Below are 15,521 nucleotides of genomic sequence, written 5' to 3' on the forward strand. Positions count from 1 at the left end.
GCTGCCAACGGGTAGTGGCGCATGGCACCATCAATCAGCCAAAACGTTCCGGTCGGAACTCCGCCAGCATCGGGTGCTGTTCGCCGCTCACGATCTCTTCCGCCAGCAGCTCCCCGACGATCAACGCCAGTGTCGCCCCGGAATGGGTAAAGGCGACAAAACAACCCGGCACCTTTTGCAACTCGCCCAGCACCGGTTCACCGTCGCCAGGAATCGGTTTGTAACCGATCTTCCAGCTTTGCGCCTGCAAATCCGCGCCGTCTGGCAGGAGTTTTTTCGCTTCACCCACCAGTTGCTGCACCACCTTTTCATCGATAGTAAATCCACCGTTGGCAAGCGGCTGGATGTCGTGTTCATACCAGTCATGATCCAGTGCCAGCCGGTTGCCGGGATCAGGACGTACCGCCACGCGCGGCGTGTTCAACACTGCGGTTAATTTTTGCCCCGCAGGTTGGGTGATCACCAACATCGAGAGTGGCGAACCATTGGGGATCTGTACACCCAGCGGGGCCACCACATCAGGCGTGGCGGGACCGCAGGCCACCAGCACTGCATCCGCCGCTAACTCACCCCCTTGCCAACGCACACCGCAGGCACGGCCTTCGCGGGTAACCACCTGAGCCGGTCCGGCTCCCTCGATAATCTCGCCACCCAGTCCCCGGAGCTTATCCGCCAGATAAGTCATCAGGTCGGGTAAACTGACCCAACCCTCGCCCGGATTAATAATCGCTTCTCCGCTAAATGCATCGGGTTTGATTTGTCGCAGATCTTCACAGCTAACAAGATGTGAGTCATAGCCGTGCGCTTTTTCATACGCATGTCGCGCCCGTAGAGCCGTGCCATCTCCCGTGGTCCAGAACACCGCGCCATCAAAGCGCAACCAGTCGCGCATCGGATCTTGGGCAAACAGCGTGCGGTAGCGGTCGATACCCGCCATACGCAGCGCATGATAGGCCGTTGATCGTTCGCCTGCCGAGTTGAGCCACGACAACGAACGCCCCGATGCGCCGGAACATAACGCTGCCTCAGTCACCAGCGTCACCGCGATGCCGCGTTGCGCCAGTTGCAGTGCACTGGACACGCCCAGCACGCCGCCACCCATTACCACCACTTTTTTTACCGCCATGTTGGATTCCTTGTTCACAGCACTTCAGAAAGAAAACGTTGCAGACGCGGCGACTGCGGGTTATCAAACAGCGCTGCCGGGCTGCCCGCCTCGATAATCTCGCCTTCGTCCATAAACACCACCTGATCGGCGACTTTGCGCGCAAACCCCATCTCATGCGTCACCACCACCATCGTCATGCCGCGCCGACACAAATCCGCCATCAGGGTCAACACACCTTTCACCAGCTCGGGATCCAGTGCCGACGTAGCTTCATCAAACAGCATCACTTCCGGGTCCATCGCCAGCGCTCTGGCGATCGCCACACGCTGTTGCTGACCGCCAGACAGATCGCGCGGATGATGATCGGCACGCTGGCCCAGTCCCACTTCGTCCAGGCGCTGGCGGGCGATGGCCATCGCCTGGGATTTTGGCAAACCTTTCACTTTCCACGGGGCCAGCGCCACGTTTTCCAGCGCGCTATGATCGGGAAACAGGTTGAAATGTTGAAACACCATGCCAATCCGCAGGCGCAGGGCATCGGGTTTGTCACGCAACACCGAGCGTCCGGCCAGCAACACATCGCCGGATTGTGGCTCGTGCAGTCGGTTGATGCCGCGCAGCAGGGTGGATTTACCAGAACCGGACGGCCCGAGGATGCAGGTGGTGGTGCCGGGAGCCACTGTCAGGGATACCCGACGCAACACCTCAATCGGACCATAAGCCAGTGACAAATTACGCAGCTCCAGGCTGGCACCTTTCCAGCTTGCCTCAGTCATGATTGCCTCCCAGGCTGCTGAACAGCGCGTTATTCGTGGGTTTCTGCACTTCCTCCACTTCCTTCAGACCGCTTTGTGGCGCGCTGCGGCGACGGCGTCCGGTGCGATAACGCACATCGACGTAGTTCACCATATGCGTCAGCGGTACGGTGATGATCAGATAGAACAACCCAGCCAGCATCAGCGGCGACAGGTTGCCGGTCAGCACCGCAGCGTCCTGGCCGACACGAAACAGTTCGCGCTGGTTGGTCATCAACCCGAGCAGATACACCAGCGAGGAATCTTTAATGATGGCGATAAACTGGTTAACGATGGCGGGCAGCACACGGCGGATCCCCTGTGGGATCACCACCAGCCGCATCGCCCGGCTATAACTCATGCCGAGTGCACGACAGGCTTCCATCTGGCAGCGTTCTACGCTCTGAATCCCGGCCCGGAAGATCTCCCCCATATAGGCGCTGGCAATCAGGCTGAGGGCGAAAATACCCAGCGGGTAGGGCGACGGGCCAAACAGTTGATAACTGAAGCGCGCTAATCCCTGACCGATCAGCAAAATGGTGAGAATCGACGGCAGGCCGCGAAACAGGTCGGTATACATCCGTGCGGGCAGGCGCACCCAGCGTGACGGGGAGATCCCCAGCAGCGCCAGCAACAGTCCCAGCAATGTGCCGAGCAGGGTGGCCGCCAGCGAGATAATCAGGGTGTTGACCAGGCCGGTCGCCAGCAACTGCGGCAACACCTCCATCATCGACGGAATATCAAAGAAGGTACGGGAAAGAATTGTCAGGACGTCCATCGGCGTCTCCCTTCATGGCGGGTGATGAGCAAGCCCATCACCGGTTGAAAGTGTGATCTACTGGCCGTCAGGCAGATACTGTTTTGGCATGGGCGAGCCGGGAAACCACTTCTGATACAGCTGTTTCCAGGTGCCATCCTGCATGGCGGCTTTGATGGCTTTGTCCAGCGCCGCTTTGAATGCGGGTTTGTCTTTGGCGATGGCGACGCCCGCAGGCGCATTGAACGAGGGGATATCGGCGGCGGAGACCAGTTTGAAGCGCTCGGCATAACTTTTCGCCGCTTCATAATCAAGGAACACCGCATCCAGCGTGCCATTATTCAGCGCCGAAACGGCGGTGTTGTTATCCGGAAAACGGACGATGTCCGTCTGGGTGAAGTGCTGCACCGCATAGCTTTCCTGCAAGGTCCCCTGAATCACGCCAAGGCGATGTTTCGGCAGGCTGGCGACATCCTTAACCCCGCTGTCACTGCGCGTCAGCACCGTCAAATAACCGGCGAGATAGCCGGTGGAGAAATCGACGGTTTTTTCGCGCGCCGGGGTGATCCCGATGGCGGCGACGCCAGCATCAAACTGGCCATTCGCCACCGCAGGCAGAATGGCGGAGAAATCCTGACCGACAAAATCCACCTGATCGATACCCATGCGGTGGGCGACATTTTTGAAAAACTCCACATCAAAGCCGGTGAACTGGCCGCTGGCGTCGGTGAAGGTATAGGGTTTGGAGTCGCCAACACTGGCGACGCGCAGATGGCCGGGAGAGAGCAGGCCGTAAGGATTGTCCTGACTTACAGCAACGGTGGTAAAGGAAAGCGAACACAAGGCGATGGCCGCGCCGAACAGCGCGTGCAGGGATTTATGCGATTTCATAGCTCGTCCGTTTTTGCAGGTTAAACATCAGAGACTGTTGAGCCGGTAAGCTGTAATGTTTTTGAGAGCGGTCTCAACGCAGGTGACTCCGCGAGACACAGTGATTGTGAGACCGGTCTCAAGGAGTTACAATGAGTTTAAGCACACCCGTTTTTCAGCGTCAATGATCCTGACCTCAACCTGTGATTCGAATTAATTATGACCAAGCAAAAAGTGCGTTCTAAAGCGCCAACCGTGGCAGATGTCGCGCGGGAGGCCAACGTTTCCAAAGCGCAGGCGGCACGGGCGCTGGGTGGCTATGGTGCGGTGAGCGAAGAGGTTCAGATTCGGGTTAACCATGCGGCTGCCGCCCTGGGTTATCGCCCCAATGAGCTGGCGCGCAGCATGAACACCGGACGTTCCAACACTATCGGGGTGATCGTCGGGGATATTGAAAACCCGCACTTTGGTGTGGCGCTGCGTGGTATGGCGGATGTGACCCGTCAGGCCGGTTATCAGTTGCTGTTAAGTAACAGCGATGAAAAATGGCAGGCGGAACAGGATGCGGTCCGGGTGATGCTGGAAAAACAGGTGGATGGCATCATCGTCACACCGTGCTGCTCAGAACGGGAGAAAAACGGCCATCTGATGCAGGTACAGGCGGAAGGGCGGGCGTTGAAATTATTTGATCGCGCGGTTATTGGTATGGATGTTGAGGCGATATGCTGCGATTTTACCGCCGTTGCGCAACAGGCCACTCATCAATTGATTGCGGCGGGACACCGTGAGGTGGTGTATGTCACCAGCATGACGCTTGAGCACGATTTTCAGCAACTCAGCGACTTTGGTTTGACCCCGGTAGCACAGCGCGTTGATGGCATGATGCGCGCGTTTGCGACTGCCGGACATCCCTTCGATCCCGGCATGGTGCAGGTGAATGCCGGGAGTGACGAACAGATCCAGCAGATCGTAGCGCGCCTGTGGCAACGCCCACGTCCACCCACCGCACTGATCGCCTCCGATAGCGTGGTGGCGATGTCGCTGCTGCGCGAGCTGACACGGCGTGGCTTGCGCATCCCGGAGCACCTGTCGTTTGTTATGTATGACAACTTCCCCTGGAGCGAAATTATCTCCCCGCCACTCACCGTGGTGGCACAGCCGGTATACGAAATGGGGCGCGAAGCCGCGCGCCGGTTGATCGCGGAAATTCGTGGCGAGATGCTGGAACCCTTACCCACGTTCAGTGCGGAGCTGATCGATCGCATGTCTATTGGGGCACCCCGTAGATTGCCGTAGCGGTGCGATTTATCGCGCTGATTTTTACAGGCGGATAGTTCATTTTGTTGATATAACGCAAAGTAAATAAATATCATCATGGCAAGTATTAATGCCTGGGCTTAATTTATTAATAAGGGGTTGTTTTTAAGGTTATTACTTGCGTGCTCGAGAAATTCTTACTTTATTTTTCACAACTTTAACAATACAAATAAAAACATTCAATCTTAACAAGAGTTCAGCATTTTTTTCATAATTAAAAACACCATGCCAGCAGCGATAACAACGATGCGATTATTTAACTATGCCAAATTTAAATTTCAATGCTTCATTTATTCAAACCACCGGCCTCTTCCACAATAAGGTAAATAATAAGAATAAAACGCATTTACCACAAAAAATTAAGAAATTCACTAATAATATGGAGGTGCCAAAAAGTCAGGATTATGTTGTGAAAATTCGGGACGAAAATCACCAGGGTGTTAATTTACGCGCGCCGCAGTGGAACGGTAAATCCCTTACGCTGAAGGATGTTTTTTTGGGCTTGCTTGTGGTTCAAACGGTTGCGGTGGTGGCTGGCGCTTCACCTGTCGGGCAGACGTCTGGCATCACGCCGCAGCGAAACAAACGTGGGATCAGCCTGTTTGCTGTCTCTAATGATTGCAGCTCTTATGCAACAAAACGTGCCGCAGCGCAGGCTATCAAGGATTGCTCGGATGACATCGCTTACTTTAATCGTAAAGCCAAACACCTTATCCATCATGCACGTACCAGGGGGCAAGATGAGTGTAATAATATTAATAATGAAATCAAAGAAATGAAAATTGTTACAGGGAAACCGGTATTAACGGGGGTTTCTTCCGAGTGCCTGGGGGGGAATATCAGCAATGATATTGCCAATCTGAAAAGTGAGAAAATGGATACCGAAAGTTTCATTGAAATTGTTGAGAAGCATAATGCGACGTACTCAGTTATTTCCGTAAAAATCCTTCGTATGCACGGAAATAATGTCGATAGCGATATAGGAAAACTGGAGGATCAACAAAGAAAAATATGGGATGTTTATGAAGGGATTGATCATCTCACTGACGATTGTAACAAGTTTATCAAGGTTAAATATCTCGCAGATAATACGCGTGACGCCTATGAAAACCTCGAGGCTCTTGTGGCGGGACACAAAGACACTAATTTTGAAACCAACAGAGCACTTATCTTCGCCAATGATGAAATTCCAAAATCAGGAGGTATGGATTGTGAAGTCTCGCCCATAGCACAGCAATATATGGACGCATTTCATAATGAAAAATTCTTCCGCTGTGATAATGGGGGGCCAAAGGATAAGTATTGTGATGACGCTGCCACACAACGGGCTGAAAAGATCTATAACAATAACTTTTCTAACCCTCGGGTCAGGTCACCGCTGTATTTCAAATAACCCTGGTAGCGGCGCGATTTATCGCGCTCTTTTGTCGCAGCTTAAACCGCGCTGCTACCAGGCCTGGCAACCTCACGTCGCAGTCCGGTAAAATCATCCATAGTTGTAATGAGAACCATTCGCAGCTAGTATCATTACACTTTTCACCTTTTGACATACTTTGACATCATGTTGCCTGCTGCTGAATCGCCCGCTGCGCCTTCTCTCGCGCTGTTCTACGCCACCAATCACCGCTGGCTGAAGCACTGGCTGACGGGCAAGTTGCGTTCGGCTTTTGATGCGGATGATGTCGCTCAGGATACGTTTCTACGGGTGATGTCCGGGCATCATCTGTCTGATATTCGTGATGCCAAATCGTTTCTCTGTACGCTCGCCAAACGTGTGATGGTGGATCGCTTCCGCCGTAACGCGCTGGAAACCGCGTATCTGGAATTACTCAGCCAGCTCCCTGAAGCGGTCGCCCCCTCACCGGAAGTACAACAAAGCCAACTGGAAACCCTGCAATTACTGGATCGAATGCTGGATGGACTGGGTTACAAGGCGCGACAGGCATTTCTGCTGTCCCAGTTGGATAACCTCACCTATGCCGATATTGCCGTGCAGCTTGCCGTATCCGTCAGTTCGGTGAAGAAATATATGGCGAAAGCCACCGAGCATTGCCTGCTGTTTCGTCTCGAGCAGGGGTTGTGACGTGACGGCTCCGCTCTCCAGCTCGCAACGGGAGGCGCTGCGCAGCGCATCGCACTGGTACGCCGTGCTCAGCGGTGAACGCGTCAGTCCTCAGCAGGAACTGAAATGGCAGCGCTGGGTGGATGCGAATCAGGATAACCAATGGGCGTGGCAACAGGTGGAAAATCTGCGTCAGCAAATGCAGGGCATGCCGGGCGAGGTGGCCAGCAAAGCGCTGCGTGATTCGCAGATAACGCGGCGTCATGTGCTGAAGGGGTTGCTGCTGGCGGTCGGCGTGGGTGCCGGATGGCCGTTGTGGCGCAGCGAGTATGCCGCCGGATTACGTGCGGATTATCGCACCGCTCGCGGTGAGATCCGTCACTACCCGCTGGACGATGGCAGCCTGCTGACGCTCGACACCGCCTCAGCAGTAAATGTCAGTTTTTCAGCCCTGGAACGGCGGATCGATCTGATTGAGGGCACCCTGGCCATCACCACGGGCAAGGATGCAGCACAGCGCCCGCTGCGGGTGTATACCCGTCAGGGGCAGATGACGGCGCTGGGTACGGCCTTCAGCGTGCAGCAACAGCCCGACAGCACGCTGCTGCGCGTTTCACAACATGCGGTGGCGGTGCGCCTCAACCATGATGCAACACAATCCCTCACCGTACAGCAGGGGCAAAGTCTGCACTTCACCGCCGATCGCTTCGGTGCACTGACCCACGACGTCGAACGTGCCCCGGCGTGGATTAACGGCTGGCTCAGCGTGAGCGATCGTCCTTTGGGGGAAGTGATCGACCAACTGGCGCGTTACCGTCAGGGCATGCTGCGTTGCGATGCGGATGCAGCGCAGTTACGCGTCACCGGTACTTTTCCGTTGCTGAACAGCGACCAGGCGTTACTGGCGCTGGAGCAAACCCTGCCTGTTGTCCTGCATCGCATCACCCGTTATTGGGTGCTGGTCACGCGGCGATAAATTTTTTTTGTCCCGTCATTGTCCCTTTTGCCTGCGTCATACGACTTATCTCTGAAGACCACAAAAAATCATAAATTTTGGAGAGGTTATGACTGTTTCTCGTCCTGCTTTGCACCTGCTTCCTGCATTACTTTTCACCTCGGGAATGGTGATGGCGGCCACACCGGCCACCCATCCGTTCAACATTGCTGCCGGCCCGTTGGACAACGCATTAAACCAGTTCGCCTCTGCGGCGGGTATTACGCTGTCGCTGGATGCCACCCTGACACGCGACAAGCACAGCGCGGGCTTGCAGGGCGACTATTCGGTGCAGGATGGCCTGACGGCCCTGCTGGCAGATTCACAGCTCGAAGCCAGTCCGTTGGGCGGTAACCTGTGGACGGTAAAGCAACGTCCCCATGAACAGAGCCTGACGGTGGTGGGTGACTGGCTGGGTGAAGCACGCGAAAGCGACGTGTTTGAACATCCGGGCGCGCGTGATGTTATCCGTCGCGCAGAGTTCGCTAAAAACGGTGCCACCACCATGCGCGAGGTGCTCAACCGCATTCCCGGTGTCAATGCACCGGAAAACAACGGCACCGGCAGCCATGACCTGGCGCTGAATTTCGGTATTCGCGGTCTGAACCCGCGTCTTGCCAGTCGTTCAACGGTGCTGATGGATGGTATCCCGGTGCCGTTTGCGCCTTATGGTCAGCCGCAACTGTCGCTGGCACCGGTTTCGCTCGGCAATATGGATGCAGTGGATGTGGTGCGCGGCGGCGGTGCGGTGCGTTACGGACCGCAGAGCGTTGGTGGCGTGGTCAACTTTGTGACGCGGGCAATCCCGGCGGATTTTGGTATCGAAGCCGGTGTGGAAGGACAGCTTAGCCCGACCTCGTCACAAAACAACCCGAAAGAGACGCATAACCTGCTGGTCGGAGGCACCGCCGATAACGGGTTTGGTAGCGCGATTCTCTACTCCGGGACGCGCGGCAGCGACTGGCGGGAACACAGCGCCACCCGCATTGATGATGTGATGCTGAAAAGTCAGTACAAACCTAACGATGTGCACACCTTCACCAGCCTGCTGCAATATTACGACGGTGAGGCAGATATGCCGGGCGGCCTGAGCCGCGCCGCTTACGACGCCGACCGCTGGCAATCCACCCGTCCGGTCGATCGCTTCTGGGGCCGTCGTCAGCTCGCCAGCCTCGGCTATCAGTTCCAGCCCGATGCGCAGCATAAATTCAATATCCTCGGCTTCTACACCCATACGCTGCGCAGCGGCTATCTGGAACAGGGAGCTCGCGTGACGTTGTCACCGCGTGAGTATTGGGTGCGCGGCATCGAACCACGCTATAGTCAGAGCTTTAACCTGGGTCCAACGGCGCACGAAGTGGGTGTGGGCTACCGTTATGTCAGCGAATCTGGCCATGAGATGCGTTACTACGTGCCCACCGCCAGCGGCGAGCTGCCGTCCACCGCCAGCCCTTACGATCGCGATACCCGTTCCGGCACCGAGGCTCATGCCTGGTATCTGGATGACCGTATCGATGTCGGTAACTGGACCATCACGCCGGGAATGCGTTTTGAACATATTGAATCCTTCCAGCGCAACGCGATCAAAGGTACACGTCAGGACGTGAGTTACAACGCGCCGCTGCCTGCGCTGAACGTGTTGTACCACCTCACCGACAGCTGGAACCTGTATGCCAACACCGAAGGATCTTTCGGCACCGTTCAGTACAGCCAGATCGGTAAAGCGGTGGAAAGTGGCAGCGTCGAGCCGGAAAAAGCCCGTACCTGGGAAGTGGGCACCCGTTATGACGATGGTGCGTTGACGGCAGAAGTTGGCCTGTTCCTGATTAACTTCAACAACCAGTATGACTCCAATCAGACCAACGACACCGTTACCGCGCGCGGTAAGACGCGTCATACCGGTCTGGAAAGCCAGGTACGTTACAACCTCGGTGAATTGACGCCCGCGCTGGAAGACGTGTCGGTTTACGCCAGCTACGCGTACGTCAATGCCGAGATCCGCGAAAAAGGCGACACCTATGGCAACCAGGTGCCGTTCTCTCCGCGTCAGAAAGGCACCTTCGGCGTGGATTACCAACCAGGTAACTGGACCTTCAACCTCAATAGCGAATTCCAGTCGAGCCAGTTTGCCGATAACGCCAACACCGTGCAGGAAAGCGCCGATGGCAGCACTGGTCGCATCCCTGGCTTTATGCTGTGGGGCGCGCGCGCCAATTATGCTTTCGGTCCCAGCCTTGCCAACCTTAACCTCGCGGTCGGGGTGAAGAACCTGTTTGATCAGGCATATTTCACCCGTTCCTATGACGACAACAACAAAGGCATTTATGCCGGTCAGCCTCGCACCTTCTATCTGCAAGGTTCACTGAAATTCTGACGGGAGACGTCTCCATGCGCGTTCTTTTATTGCTGCTGGCGTTGATGGGACAGGCCAGCGCGGTGACGGTGCAGGATCAGCACGGTACCTTTACCCTCAACCAGACACCGCAACGGATTGTGGTGCTGGAACTGTCGTTTGCGGATGCGTTGGCGGCGGTGAATATCAGTCCGGTGGGGATTGCCGATGATAACGATCCACAACGTTTGCTGCCGGAGGTGCGTGAGCACCTCCAACCCTGGCAATCGGTCGGGCTGCGCGGGCAGCCCAGCCTGGAGGCCATCAGCAGCCTGCACCCGGATCTGATTATCGCCGACAGCAGCCGTCATACCACAATCTATGGCGCGTTGCAGCGTATCGCCCCGGTGTTGTTGCTTCAGTCGCGCAATGAAACATACGCAGAAAATCTGCAATCCGCCGCCATCATTGGCGAGGTGGTGGGTAAAAAAGCCGAGATGGAAAAACGCCTGGCGTTGCACCGGCAACGTATCGCTGAGGCAGCCAAACTGTTACCACAGGGGGCGCGGGTGCTGTTCGGCACGTCGCGGGAAAATCAGTTCACGCTGCATTCGCGCGACAGCTACACCGGCGGGGTGCTGGTTGCGCTGGGGCTGACGGTACCGGATCCGATTAATGGCGCGGCGATGACGCCGATGGGTCTCGAAAACCTGCTGGCCCAGAACCCGGACTGGCTGCTGGTGGCGCACTATCGCCAGGAAAGTATTGTGAAGCGCTGGGAAGCCGATCCGCTGTGGGGGATGTTGAGCGCGGCGCAGCAGCATCATGTGCGTGCCGTCGACAGCAACATTTGGGCGCGGATGCGTGGCTTGTTCGCCGCGGAAAAAATTGCGCGTGACACTGTCACCTTATTTGCGCCATGACCCGTTGGATCCTGAGCCTGGCGCTGCTGCTCTGCGCCTTCTGGTTTAGTCTGACCAGCTTCTCGTCCGTGCCGATTGCACCGCAGTCGGCACTGCATGCGTTGTGGCCGGGGCAGCCTGGCAGCATCGGTGAGGCGTTGGTATTCAATCTGCGCTTGCCGCGTGCGCTGGTGGCGGTGCTGTTAGGTGCGGCGCTGGCACTGGCCGGGGGATTGTTGCAGGCGCTGACCCATAATCCGCTGGCCTCGCCGTCGGTGTTAGGGATCAACAGCGGCGCGGCGTTAGCCATCGCGCTGGTGTCGGCCTTTGCACCGGTGAAGCTGGAGGGCTATCCACTGGCGTTGATGGCTGCCTGCGGCGGCGCACTTAGCTGGCTGTGCGTCACCCTGGCGGCAGGCACACGCGAGCGGCAGCGGCTGATCCTCTCCGGTATCGCGTTATCCGCTTTCTGCATGGCAATGACCCGCATTGTGTTGCTGCTGGCGGAAGATCATGCCTACGGCATTCTGACCTGGTTAGCCGGGGGAATTGGTCATGCGCGCTGGCAGGAGGTGTGGCAATTGTTACCGGTGATGGTGGTGATTATCCCGCTGGTATTGACCCAGACGCGTGCGCTCAACGTGCTGGCTATGGGTGACAGCGCGGCGCACAGCCTCGGCGTCAATATTGGCGTGGTACGCGGTGGGTTGAGTATCGCGCTGCTGCTGTTGGTCGGTGCTTGCGTCAGCGTGGCCGGACCGCTGGGGTTTATTGGCTTGCTGGTGCCACATCTGGCGCGCGCGTGGATCGGGCACGATCTGCGCGTCATGCTACCGATGGCAATGGTGCTGGGGGCCACGCTGCTGCTGTCGGCAGATATCGTGGCGCGCGGGATGGCATGGCCCGGTGAACTCCCCGCCGGAGTGGTGCTGGCGCTGGTCGGTGCGCCCGGTTTTGTCTGGCTGGCAAGGAGGCAACGCTGATGTCGACACGCTATCTGTTGCCGCTGTTGTTGACGATCAGCGCGGTGGTCAGCCTGAAGCTCGGCGTGCAGTCATTCGCCTGGTCAACGCTGTGGGGCGCCTGGCAAGTGAGCAGCGAGGCGCATTTCGTGGTGATGGAGTACCGTCTGCCTCGGGTGGTACTGGCGTTGCTGGTGGGGGCGGCGCTGGCGGTTTCCGGCGTGCTGGTCCAGGGCATCATCCGTAATCCACTGGCCTCGCCGGATATTCTTGGCGTCAATCATGCCGCCAGTCTCGCGTCTTTACTGGCGCTGCTGTTGTTACCCGCCTTACCGCTGGTGTGGCTGCCGCTGATAGCGTTTGCCGGTGGCTGCGCTGCGCTGGTCATGCTGCACTGGCTGACCGGCACTGCCTCGCCGCTGCGGCTGGCGGTGGTGGGGGTGGCGCTTGCCGCCTGCTTTGCCAGCGTCACCGATTATCTGTTGTTATCACGGCCACAGGATGTCAACACCGCGCTACTGTGGCTGACCGGCAGCCTGTGGGGGCGCGACTGGCAGATGGTGCTGCTGGCGTTACCGTTGCCGGTGTTGCTGCTGATGAGTCTGGCGTTCTGCCGCGATCTCGACCTGCTGGCGCTGGGGGATGAGCGTGCGGCGACCCTTGGCGTGTCGTTACACCCTTTTCAACGCGGCGTGTTGCTGGTTGGCGTCGCACTGGCGGCGCTGGCAGTCGCGGTGTGTGGACCGATCAGCTTTATTAGCCTGGTGGTGCCGCATCTGGTGCGCCGTCTGGTAGGGGGACGCCATGCCCGCCTGCTGCCGTTTTCCGCGTTACTGGGCGCACTGGTGTTGCTGCTGGCCGATGTGCTGGCGCGCACTGTGTCGCCACCGATGGAGCTGCCAGCCGGTGTGATCACCGCATTAATCGGCGCTCCGTGGTTCTTCTGGCTGTTAATCAGGACACGATAGATGCAACTGAGGGTTGAGAATCTGACTGCGGGCTACGTGGGCAAGCGCGTTTTGCAGGATGTCAGCGTCAGCTTTCCCGTCGGGCAAGTCACTGCGCTGCTGGGACCGAATGGCTGTGGTAAGTCGACATTATTAAAATCGCTGGCGCGTCTGTTGGTCCCCAGCCAGGGACAGGTGTTGGTTGGGGATCAACCCCTGGCGCGCTTCTCCGCGCGGCAACTGGCGCGGCATCTGGCATTGCTGCCACAACAGCATCTGACGCCAGAAGGGGTTAGCGTAGCCGAGTTAGTGGCTTATGGTCGCCATCCCTGGCTGCCGTTATGGGGGCGGTTATCGGTACAGGATAGGGTGCAGGTGCAGGTCGCGATGGAACGGATGGGGGTGGATCATCTGGCGCCGCAGCGGGCCAGCGATTTATCCGGTGGACAACGCCAGCGGGTGTTCCTGGCGATGTTGTTAGCGCAGGATACGCCAATTGTGCTGTTGGATGAGCCAACCACCTGGCTGGATATCAATCATCAGATCGAACTGATGAAACTGATGGGAGAATTAAAGGCACAGGGCAAAACGGTGGTTACGGTGCTGCATGACCTCAATCAGGCCAGCCGCTATTGCGACCAGTTGGTGCTGTTAGCACAAGGTGCGCTGGTCACCCAGGGAACGCCGGCGCAGGTACTCCAGCCAGGGATCCTCAAGCGTGTGTTCCAGGTAGATGTAGCAGTGGTGCCCGAACCACTCAGCGGCGCGTTAATGTGCGTGCATTATGATAATTAGCATGATCACGATAACCGCACTAATTATCAATATTGAAACGATAACTATGGTTATTATTACCTCCATCGAAGGCATACAGCCTTCCACACAAACAAATGAAGGAATAAGACCATGAAAACTATCAAAGCCATGTCAATCGCCGCTGTCGCCGCTTTTTCTATGATGTCATTTGCCAGCTTCGCGCAGAGCGTTTCTGTCACCGCCGATACCCTGGACGGTGCTGAAGCGCAAATCGCCGCTCAGGCAGCACAGCATGGTGATCAGTACAAAATTACTGAAGCCAACACCAATAACCGCGTTCATATGACCGCAGAATTGTACAAATAATAAAACGCAGTACCAACAAGGCCGCCTTATCAGGCGGTTTTTTTTTTGCAAAAAAAGTCATGAAATTCTTTTTTTCAGGAAAATATCAAATAAATCCTGCCTGAGATCGTAAGTTTATTGTATTTAATCGTGAATTTACATTTAAATCCTGAAACGGATGATAAAAGATAATACCTTAGAGGCGTTTTCTTTACGTGAGGGATAATGTGATGAAGATTTATAAAAAATCAATAATCATGGCTTTGGTTTTATTTAGCCAGTCAACACTGGCGAATACGTTGCCAGCGACGATATATGTCATGAGTCATGGAAAGTCAGTAGCCTCTTTTGATGTGCCTGTAGCGACAAAAATAGACATCTCTGCTGAACATCAGGAAAGCAACACCGAGGAGAACAAGACTTATTTTAAGGGGAAGGTCAGGGTGTTATTAACCTTCTCCTCAGGTGAAGTCATGCACATGCAGGGAGAGGAATTTGAGATTCTTTCTAAGTCCGGTACAGAGCCTGGCGGCAAGGCCAGCAAAGTGCGATAAGTCGTCGATCTTATCAGGCTAAACGTGGATTTCATCGCCAAGAGAGGCATTGTTTATGTACCAGATTGATTATAATAGTTATCGCTCGGTCAAAGGGTTTAACCGGCGGGTTCGCTTCCTGGTTTTTCATTACACAGCCATTGATTTTAAAGCGTCAATCAACGCCCTGACCGGTTCTTCCGTCAGTGCGCATTATCTCGTCCCTGATCCCCTGGATAAAAGCTATATTGCTGCGGGCTTTAAGGATATGCGTATTTTTAATCTGGTCGATGAAAATGAACGTGCATGGCATGCCGGAATCAGTACATGGGCAGGGCGCAGTAATTTAAATGATACCTCAATAGGCATTGAGATTGTTAATTTAGCGCAGGATAATAATGGCGTACAGATATTCCCACCTTATAATCCGGTTCAGACCGAAGCGATTAAGCAACTTGCCGCGAATATCCTCCTGCGTTATCCCGATATAGTCCCTACCCATATTATTGGACATAGCGACATTTCACCCGGGAGAAAAAGCGATCCGGGGGCCGCATTCCCGTGGAAAGCGCTTTATGATGCCGGTATTGGCGCATGGTACGATGATGCGACGCAATTACGTTACCAGACGCAGTTCTTGAGTGCGCTTCCGGCCAAAGCAGACATCATTGCTAAACTGAGTAAATATGGCTATGACACAGCGGTGACAGGGACAGAAAGTGGCTACCGCAATCTGATTCGGGCATTCCAGCTTCACTTTCGTCAGAAAAATTATCAAGGAATCGTTGATGCGGAAACTGCCGCTATCCTGTATGCCTTGGTAGACAAATACTTTCCATGAG

General features: G+C 55.8%; 16 protein-coding genes. 12 read left to right on the forward strand and 4 right to left on the reverse strand.

Annotated elements, in window-relative coordinates; genetic code table 11:
• Positions 1-34: 34 nt before the first annotated feature.
• From AC6I8R_RS26280 to AC6I8R_RS26295, 4 genes are read right to left on the reverse strand one after another with little or no spacing between them, the layout of a single operon-like run.
• Entirely contained in the window at positions 35-1,126 is a 1,092-nt protein-coding gene (locus AC6I8R_RS26280; protein WP_497833333.1) for an NAD(P)/FAD-dependent oxidoreductase, read from the reverse strand.
• Positions 1,127-1,140: 14 nt separating this feature from the next.
• The gene (locus tag AC6I8R_RS26285; protein WP_497833334.1) at positions 1,141-1,884 is read right to left on the reverse strand and encodes an amino acid ABC transporter ATP-binding protein; all 744 of its coding nucleotides are present in this window, start codon (positions 1,882-1,884) and stop codon (positions 1,141-1,143) included.
• Positions 1,877-2,680 carry an amino acid ABC transporter permease gene (locus AC6I8R_RS26290; RefSeq protein WP_497833335.1) on the reverse strand — a complete coding sequence of 268 codons (804 nt, stop codon included), beginning with the start codon at positions 2,678-2,680 and terminating at the stop codon, positions 1,877-1,879. The genes AC6I8R_RS26285 and AC6I8R_RS26290 overlap by 8 nt, the downstream gene beginning before the upstream one ends.
• A 57-nt stretch (positions 2,681-2,737) precedes the next feature.
• Positions 2,738-3,550, reverse strand: a complete 813-nt coding sequence (locus AC6I8R_RS26295) for an ABC transporter substrate-binding protein (RefSeq protein ID WP_497833336.1) — start codon at positions 3,548-3,550, stop codon at positions 2,738-2,740.
• 198 nt (positions 3,551-3,748) lie between these two features.
• Here AC6I8R_RS26295 and AC6I8R_RS26300 point away from each other — a divergent pair, with 198 nt between their 5' ends.
• The 12 genes from AC6I8R_RS26300 (at position 3,749) to AC6I8R_RS26355 (ending at position 15,520) form a co-directional block, all read left to right on the forward strand.
• On the forward strand, positions 3,749-4,825 hold the full coding sequence (locus AC6I8R_RS26300; RefSeq protein WP_497833337.1) for a LacI family DNA-binding transcriptional regulator: 1,077 nt from the start codon (positions 3,749-3,751) through the stop codon (positions 4,823-4,825).
• Between the two features lie 283 nt (positions 4,826-5,108).
• Positions 5,109-6,239 (forward strand): hypothetical protein, encoded by a 1,131-nt coding sequence (locus AC6I8R_RS26305; RefSeq protein WP_497833338.1) that lies wholly within the window; start codon positions 5,109-5,111, stop codon positions 6,237-6,239.
• A gap of 168 nt (positions 6,240-6,407) precedes the next feature.
• A complete protein-coding gene (gene fecI / locus AC6I8R_RS26310; RefSeq protein ID WP_021185439.1) occupies positions 6,408-6,929 on the forward strand; it encodes a ferric citrate uptake sigma factor FecI in 522 nt (173 codons plus the stop codon).
• A gap of 1 nt (position 6,930) precedes the next feature.
• Positions 6,931-7,884 carry a ferric citrate uptake sigma factor regulator FecR gene (gene fecR, locus AC6I8R_RS26315; RefSeq protein WP_497833339.1) on the forward strand — a complete coding sequence of 318 codons (954 nt, stop codon included), beginning with the start codon at positions 6,931-6,933 and terminating at the stop codon, positions 7,882-7,884.
• An 88-nt stretch (positions 7,885-7,972) separates the two neighbouring features.
• Positions 7,973-10,276, forward strand: coding sequence for a TonB-dependent Fe(3+) dicitrate receptor FecA (fecA, locus tag AC6I8R_RS26320; RefSeq protein WP_497833340.1), 2,304 nt, complete (start codon positions 7,973-7,975; stop codon positions 10,274-10,276).
• Between the two features lie 14 nt (positions 10,277-10,290).
• On the forward strand, positions 10,291-11,157 hold the full coding sequence (locus tag AC6I8R_RS26325) for a Fe(3+) dicitrate ABC transporter substrate-binding protein (RefSeq protein ID WP_497833341.1): 867 nt from the start codon (positions 10,291-10,293) through the stop codon (positions 11,155-11,157).
• On the forward strand, positions 11,154-12,119 hold the full coding sequence (gene fecC, locus AC6I8R_RS26330; RefSeq protein ID WP_497833342.1) for an iron-dicitrate ABC transporter permease FecC: 966 nt from the start codon (positions 11,154-11,156) through the stop codon (positions 12,117-12,119). Before AC6I8R_RS26325 ends, fecC begins: the two co-directional genes overlap by 4 nt.
• Positions 12,119-13,066 (forward strand): Fe(3+) dicitrate ABC transporter permease subunit FecD, encoded by a 948-nt coding sequence (fecD, locus tag AC6I8R_RS26335; RefSeq protein ID WP_497833343.1) that lies wholly within the window; start codon positions 12,119-12,121, stop codon positions 13,064-13,066. Before fecC ends, fecD begins: the two co-directional genes overlap by 1 nt.
• Entirely contained in the window at positions 13,067-13,840 is a 774-nt protein-coding gene (gene fecE, locus AC6I8R_RS26340; protein ID WP_497833344.1) for a Fe(3+) dicitrate ABC transporter ATP-binding protein FecE, read from the forward strand. It abuts the gene before it with no gap.
• 111 nt (positions 13,841-13,951) lie between these two features.
• Complete coding sequence (locus AC6I8R_RS26345) at positions 13,952-14,167, forward strand: YdgH/BhsA/McbA-like domain containing protein (RefSeq protein ID WP_208726847.1); 216 nt, start codon at positions 13,952-13,954, stop codon at positions 14,165-14,167.
• A 209-nt stretch (positions 14,168-14,376) separates the two neighbouring features.
• Complete coding sequence (locus tag AC6I8R_RS26350) at positions 14,377-14,700, forward strand: hypothetical protein (RefSeq protein WP_497833345.1); 324 nt, start codon at positions 14,377-14,379, stop codon at positions 14,698-14,700.
• Between the two features lie 55 nt (positions 14,701-14,755).
• Positions 14,756-15,520 carry an N-acetylmuramoyl-L-alanine amidase gene (locus tag AC6I8R_RS26355; RefSeq protein ID WP_497833346.1) on the forward strand — a complete coding sequence of 255 codons (765 nt, stop codon included), beginning with the start codon at positions 14,756-14,758 and terminating at the stop codon, positions 15,518-15,520.
• Position 15,521: the final 1 nt, after the last annotated feature.

It is taken from the genome of Pantoea sp. X-Soil-OKNW-713 (assembly GCF_059730685.1).

Coding starts and splice junctions, on each gene's coding strand:
- AC6I8R_RS26305 (WP_497833338.1), top strand. CDS start 5,109: ATGCCAAATTTAAATTTCAATGCTTCATTTATTCAAACCACCGGCCTC.
- AC6I8R_RS26300 (WP_497833337.1), top strand. CDS start 3,749: ATGACCAAGCAAAAAGTGCGTTCTAAAGCGCCAACCGTGGCAGATGTC.
- fecE (WP_497833344.1), top strand. CDS start 13,067: ATGCAACTGAGGGTTGAGAATCTGACTGCGGGCTACGTGGGCAAGCGC.
- AC6I8R_RS26285 (WP_497833334.1), bottom strand. CDS start 1,884: ATGACTGAGGCAAGCTGGAAAGGTGCCAGCCTGGAGCTGCGTAATTTG.
- fecA (WP_497833340.1), top strand. CDS start 7,973: ATGACTGTTTCTCGTCCTGCTTTGCACCTGCTTCCTGCATTACTTTTC.
- fecI (WP_021185439.1), top strand. CDS start 6,408: ATGTTGCCTGCTGCTGAATCGCCCGCTGCGCCTTCTCTCGCGCTGTTC.
- fecC (WP_497833342.1), top strand. CDS start 11,154: ATGACCCGTTGGATCCTGAGCCTGGCGCTGCTGCTCTGCGCCTTCTGG.
- AC6I8R_RS26345 (WP_208726847.1), top strand. CDS start 13,952: ATGAAAACTATCAAAGCCATGTCAATCGCCGCTGTCGCCGCTTTTTCT.
- fecD (WP_497833343.1), top strand. CDS start 12,119: ATGTCGACACGCTATCTGTTGCCGCTGTTGTTGACGATCAGCGCGGTG.
- AC6I8R_RS26355 (WP_497833346.1), top strand. CDS start 14,756: ATGTACCAGATTGATTATAATAGTTATCGCTCGGTCAAAGGGTTTAAC.
- AC6I8R_RS26295 (WP_497833336.1), bottom strand. CDS start 3,550: ATGAAATCGCATAAATCCCTGCACGCGCTGTTCGGCGCGGCCATCGCC.
- AC6I8R_RS26280 (WP_497833333.1), bottom strand. CDS start 1,126: ATGGCGGTAAAAAAAGTGGTGGTAATGGGTGGCGGCGTGCTGGGCGTG.
- AC6I8R_RS26350 (WP_497833345.1), top strand. CDS start 14,377: ATGAAGATTTATAAAAAATCAATAATCATGGCTTTGGTTTTATTTAGC.
- AC6I8R_RS26290 (WP_497833335.1), bottom strand. CDS start 2,680: ATGGACGTCCTGACAATTCTTTCCCGTACCTTCTTTGATATTCCGTCG.
- AC6I8R_RS26325 (WP_497833341.1), top strand. CDS start 10,291: ATGCGCGTTCTTTTATTGCTGCTGGCGTTGATGGGACAGGCCAGCGCG.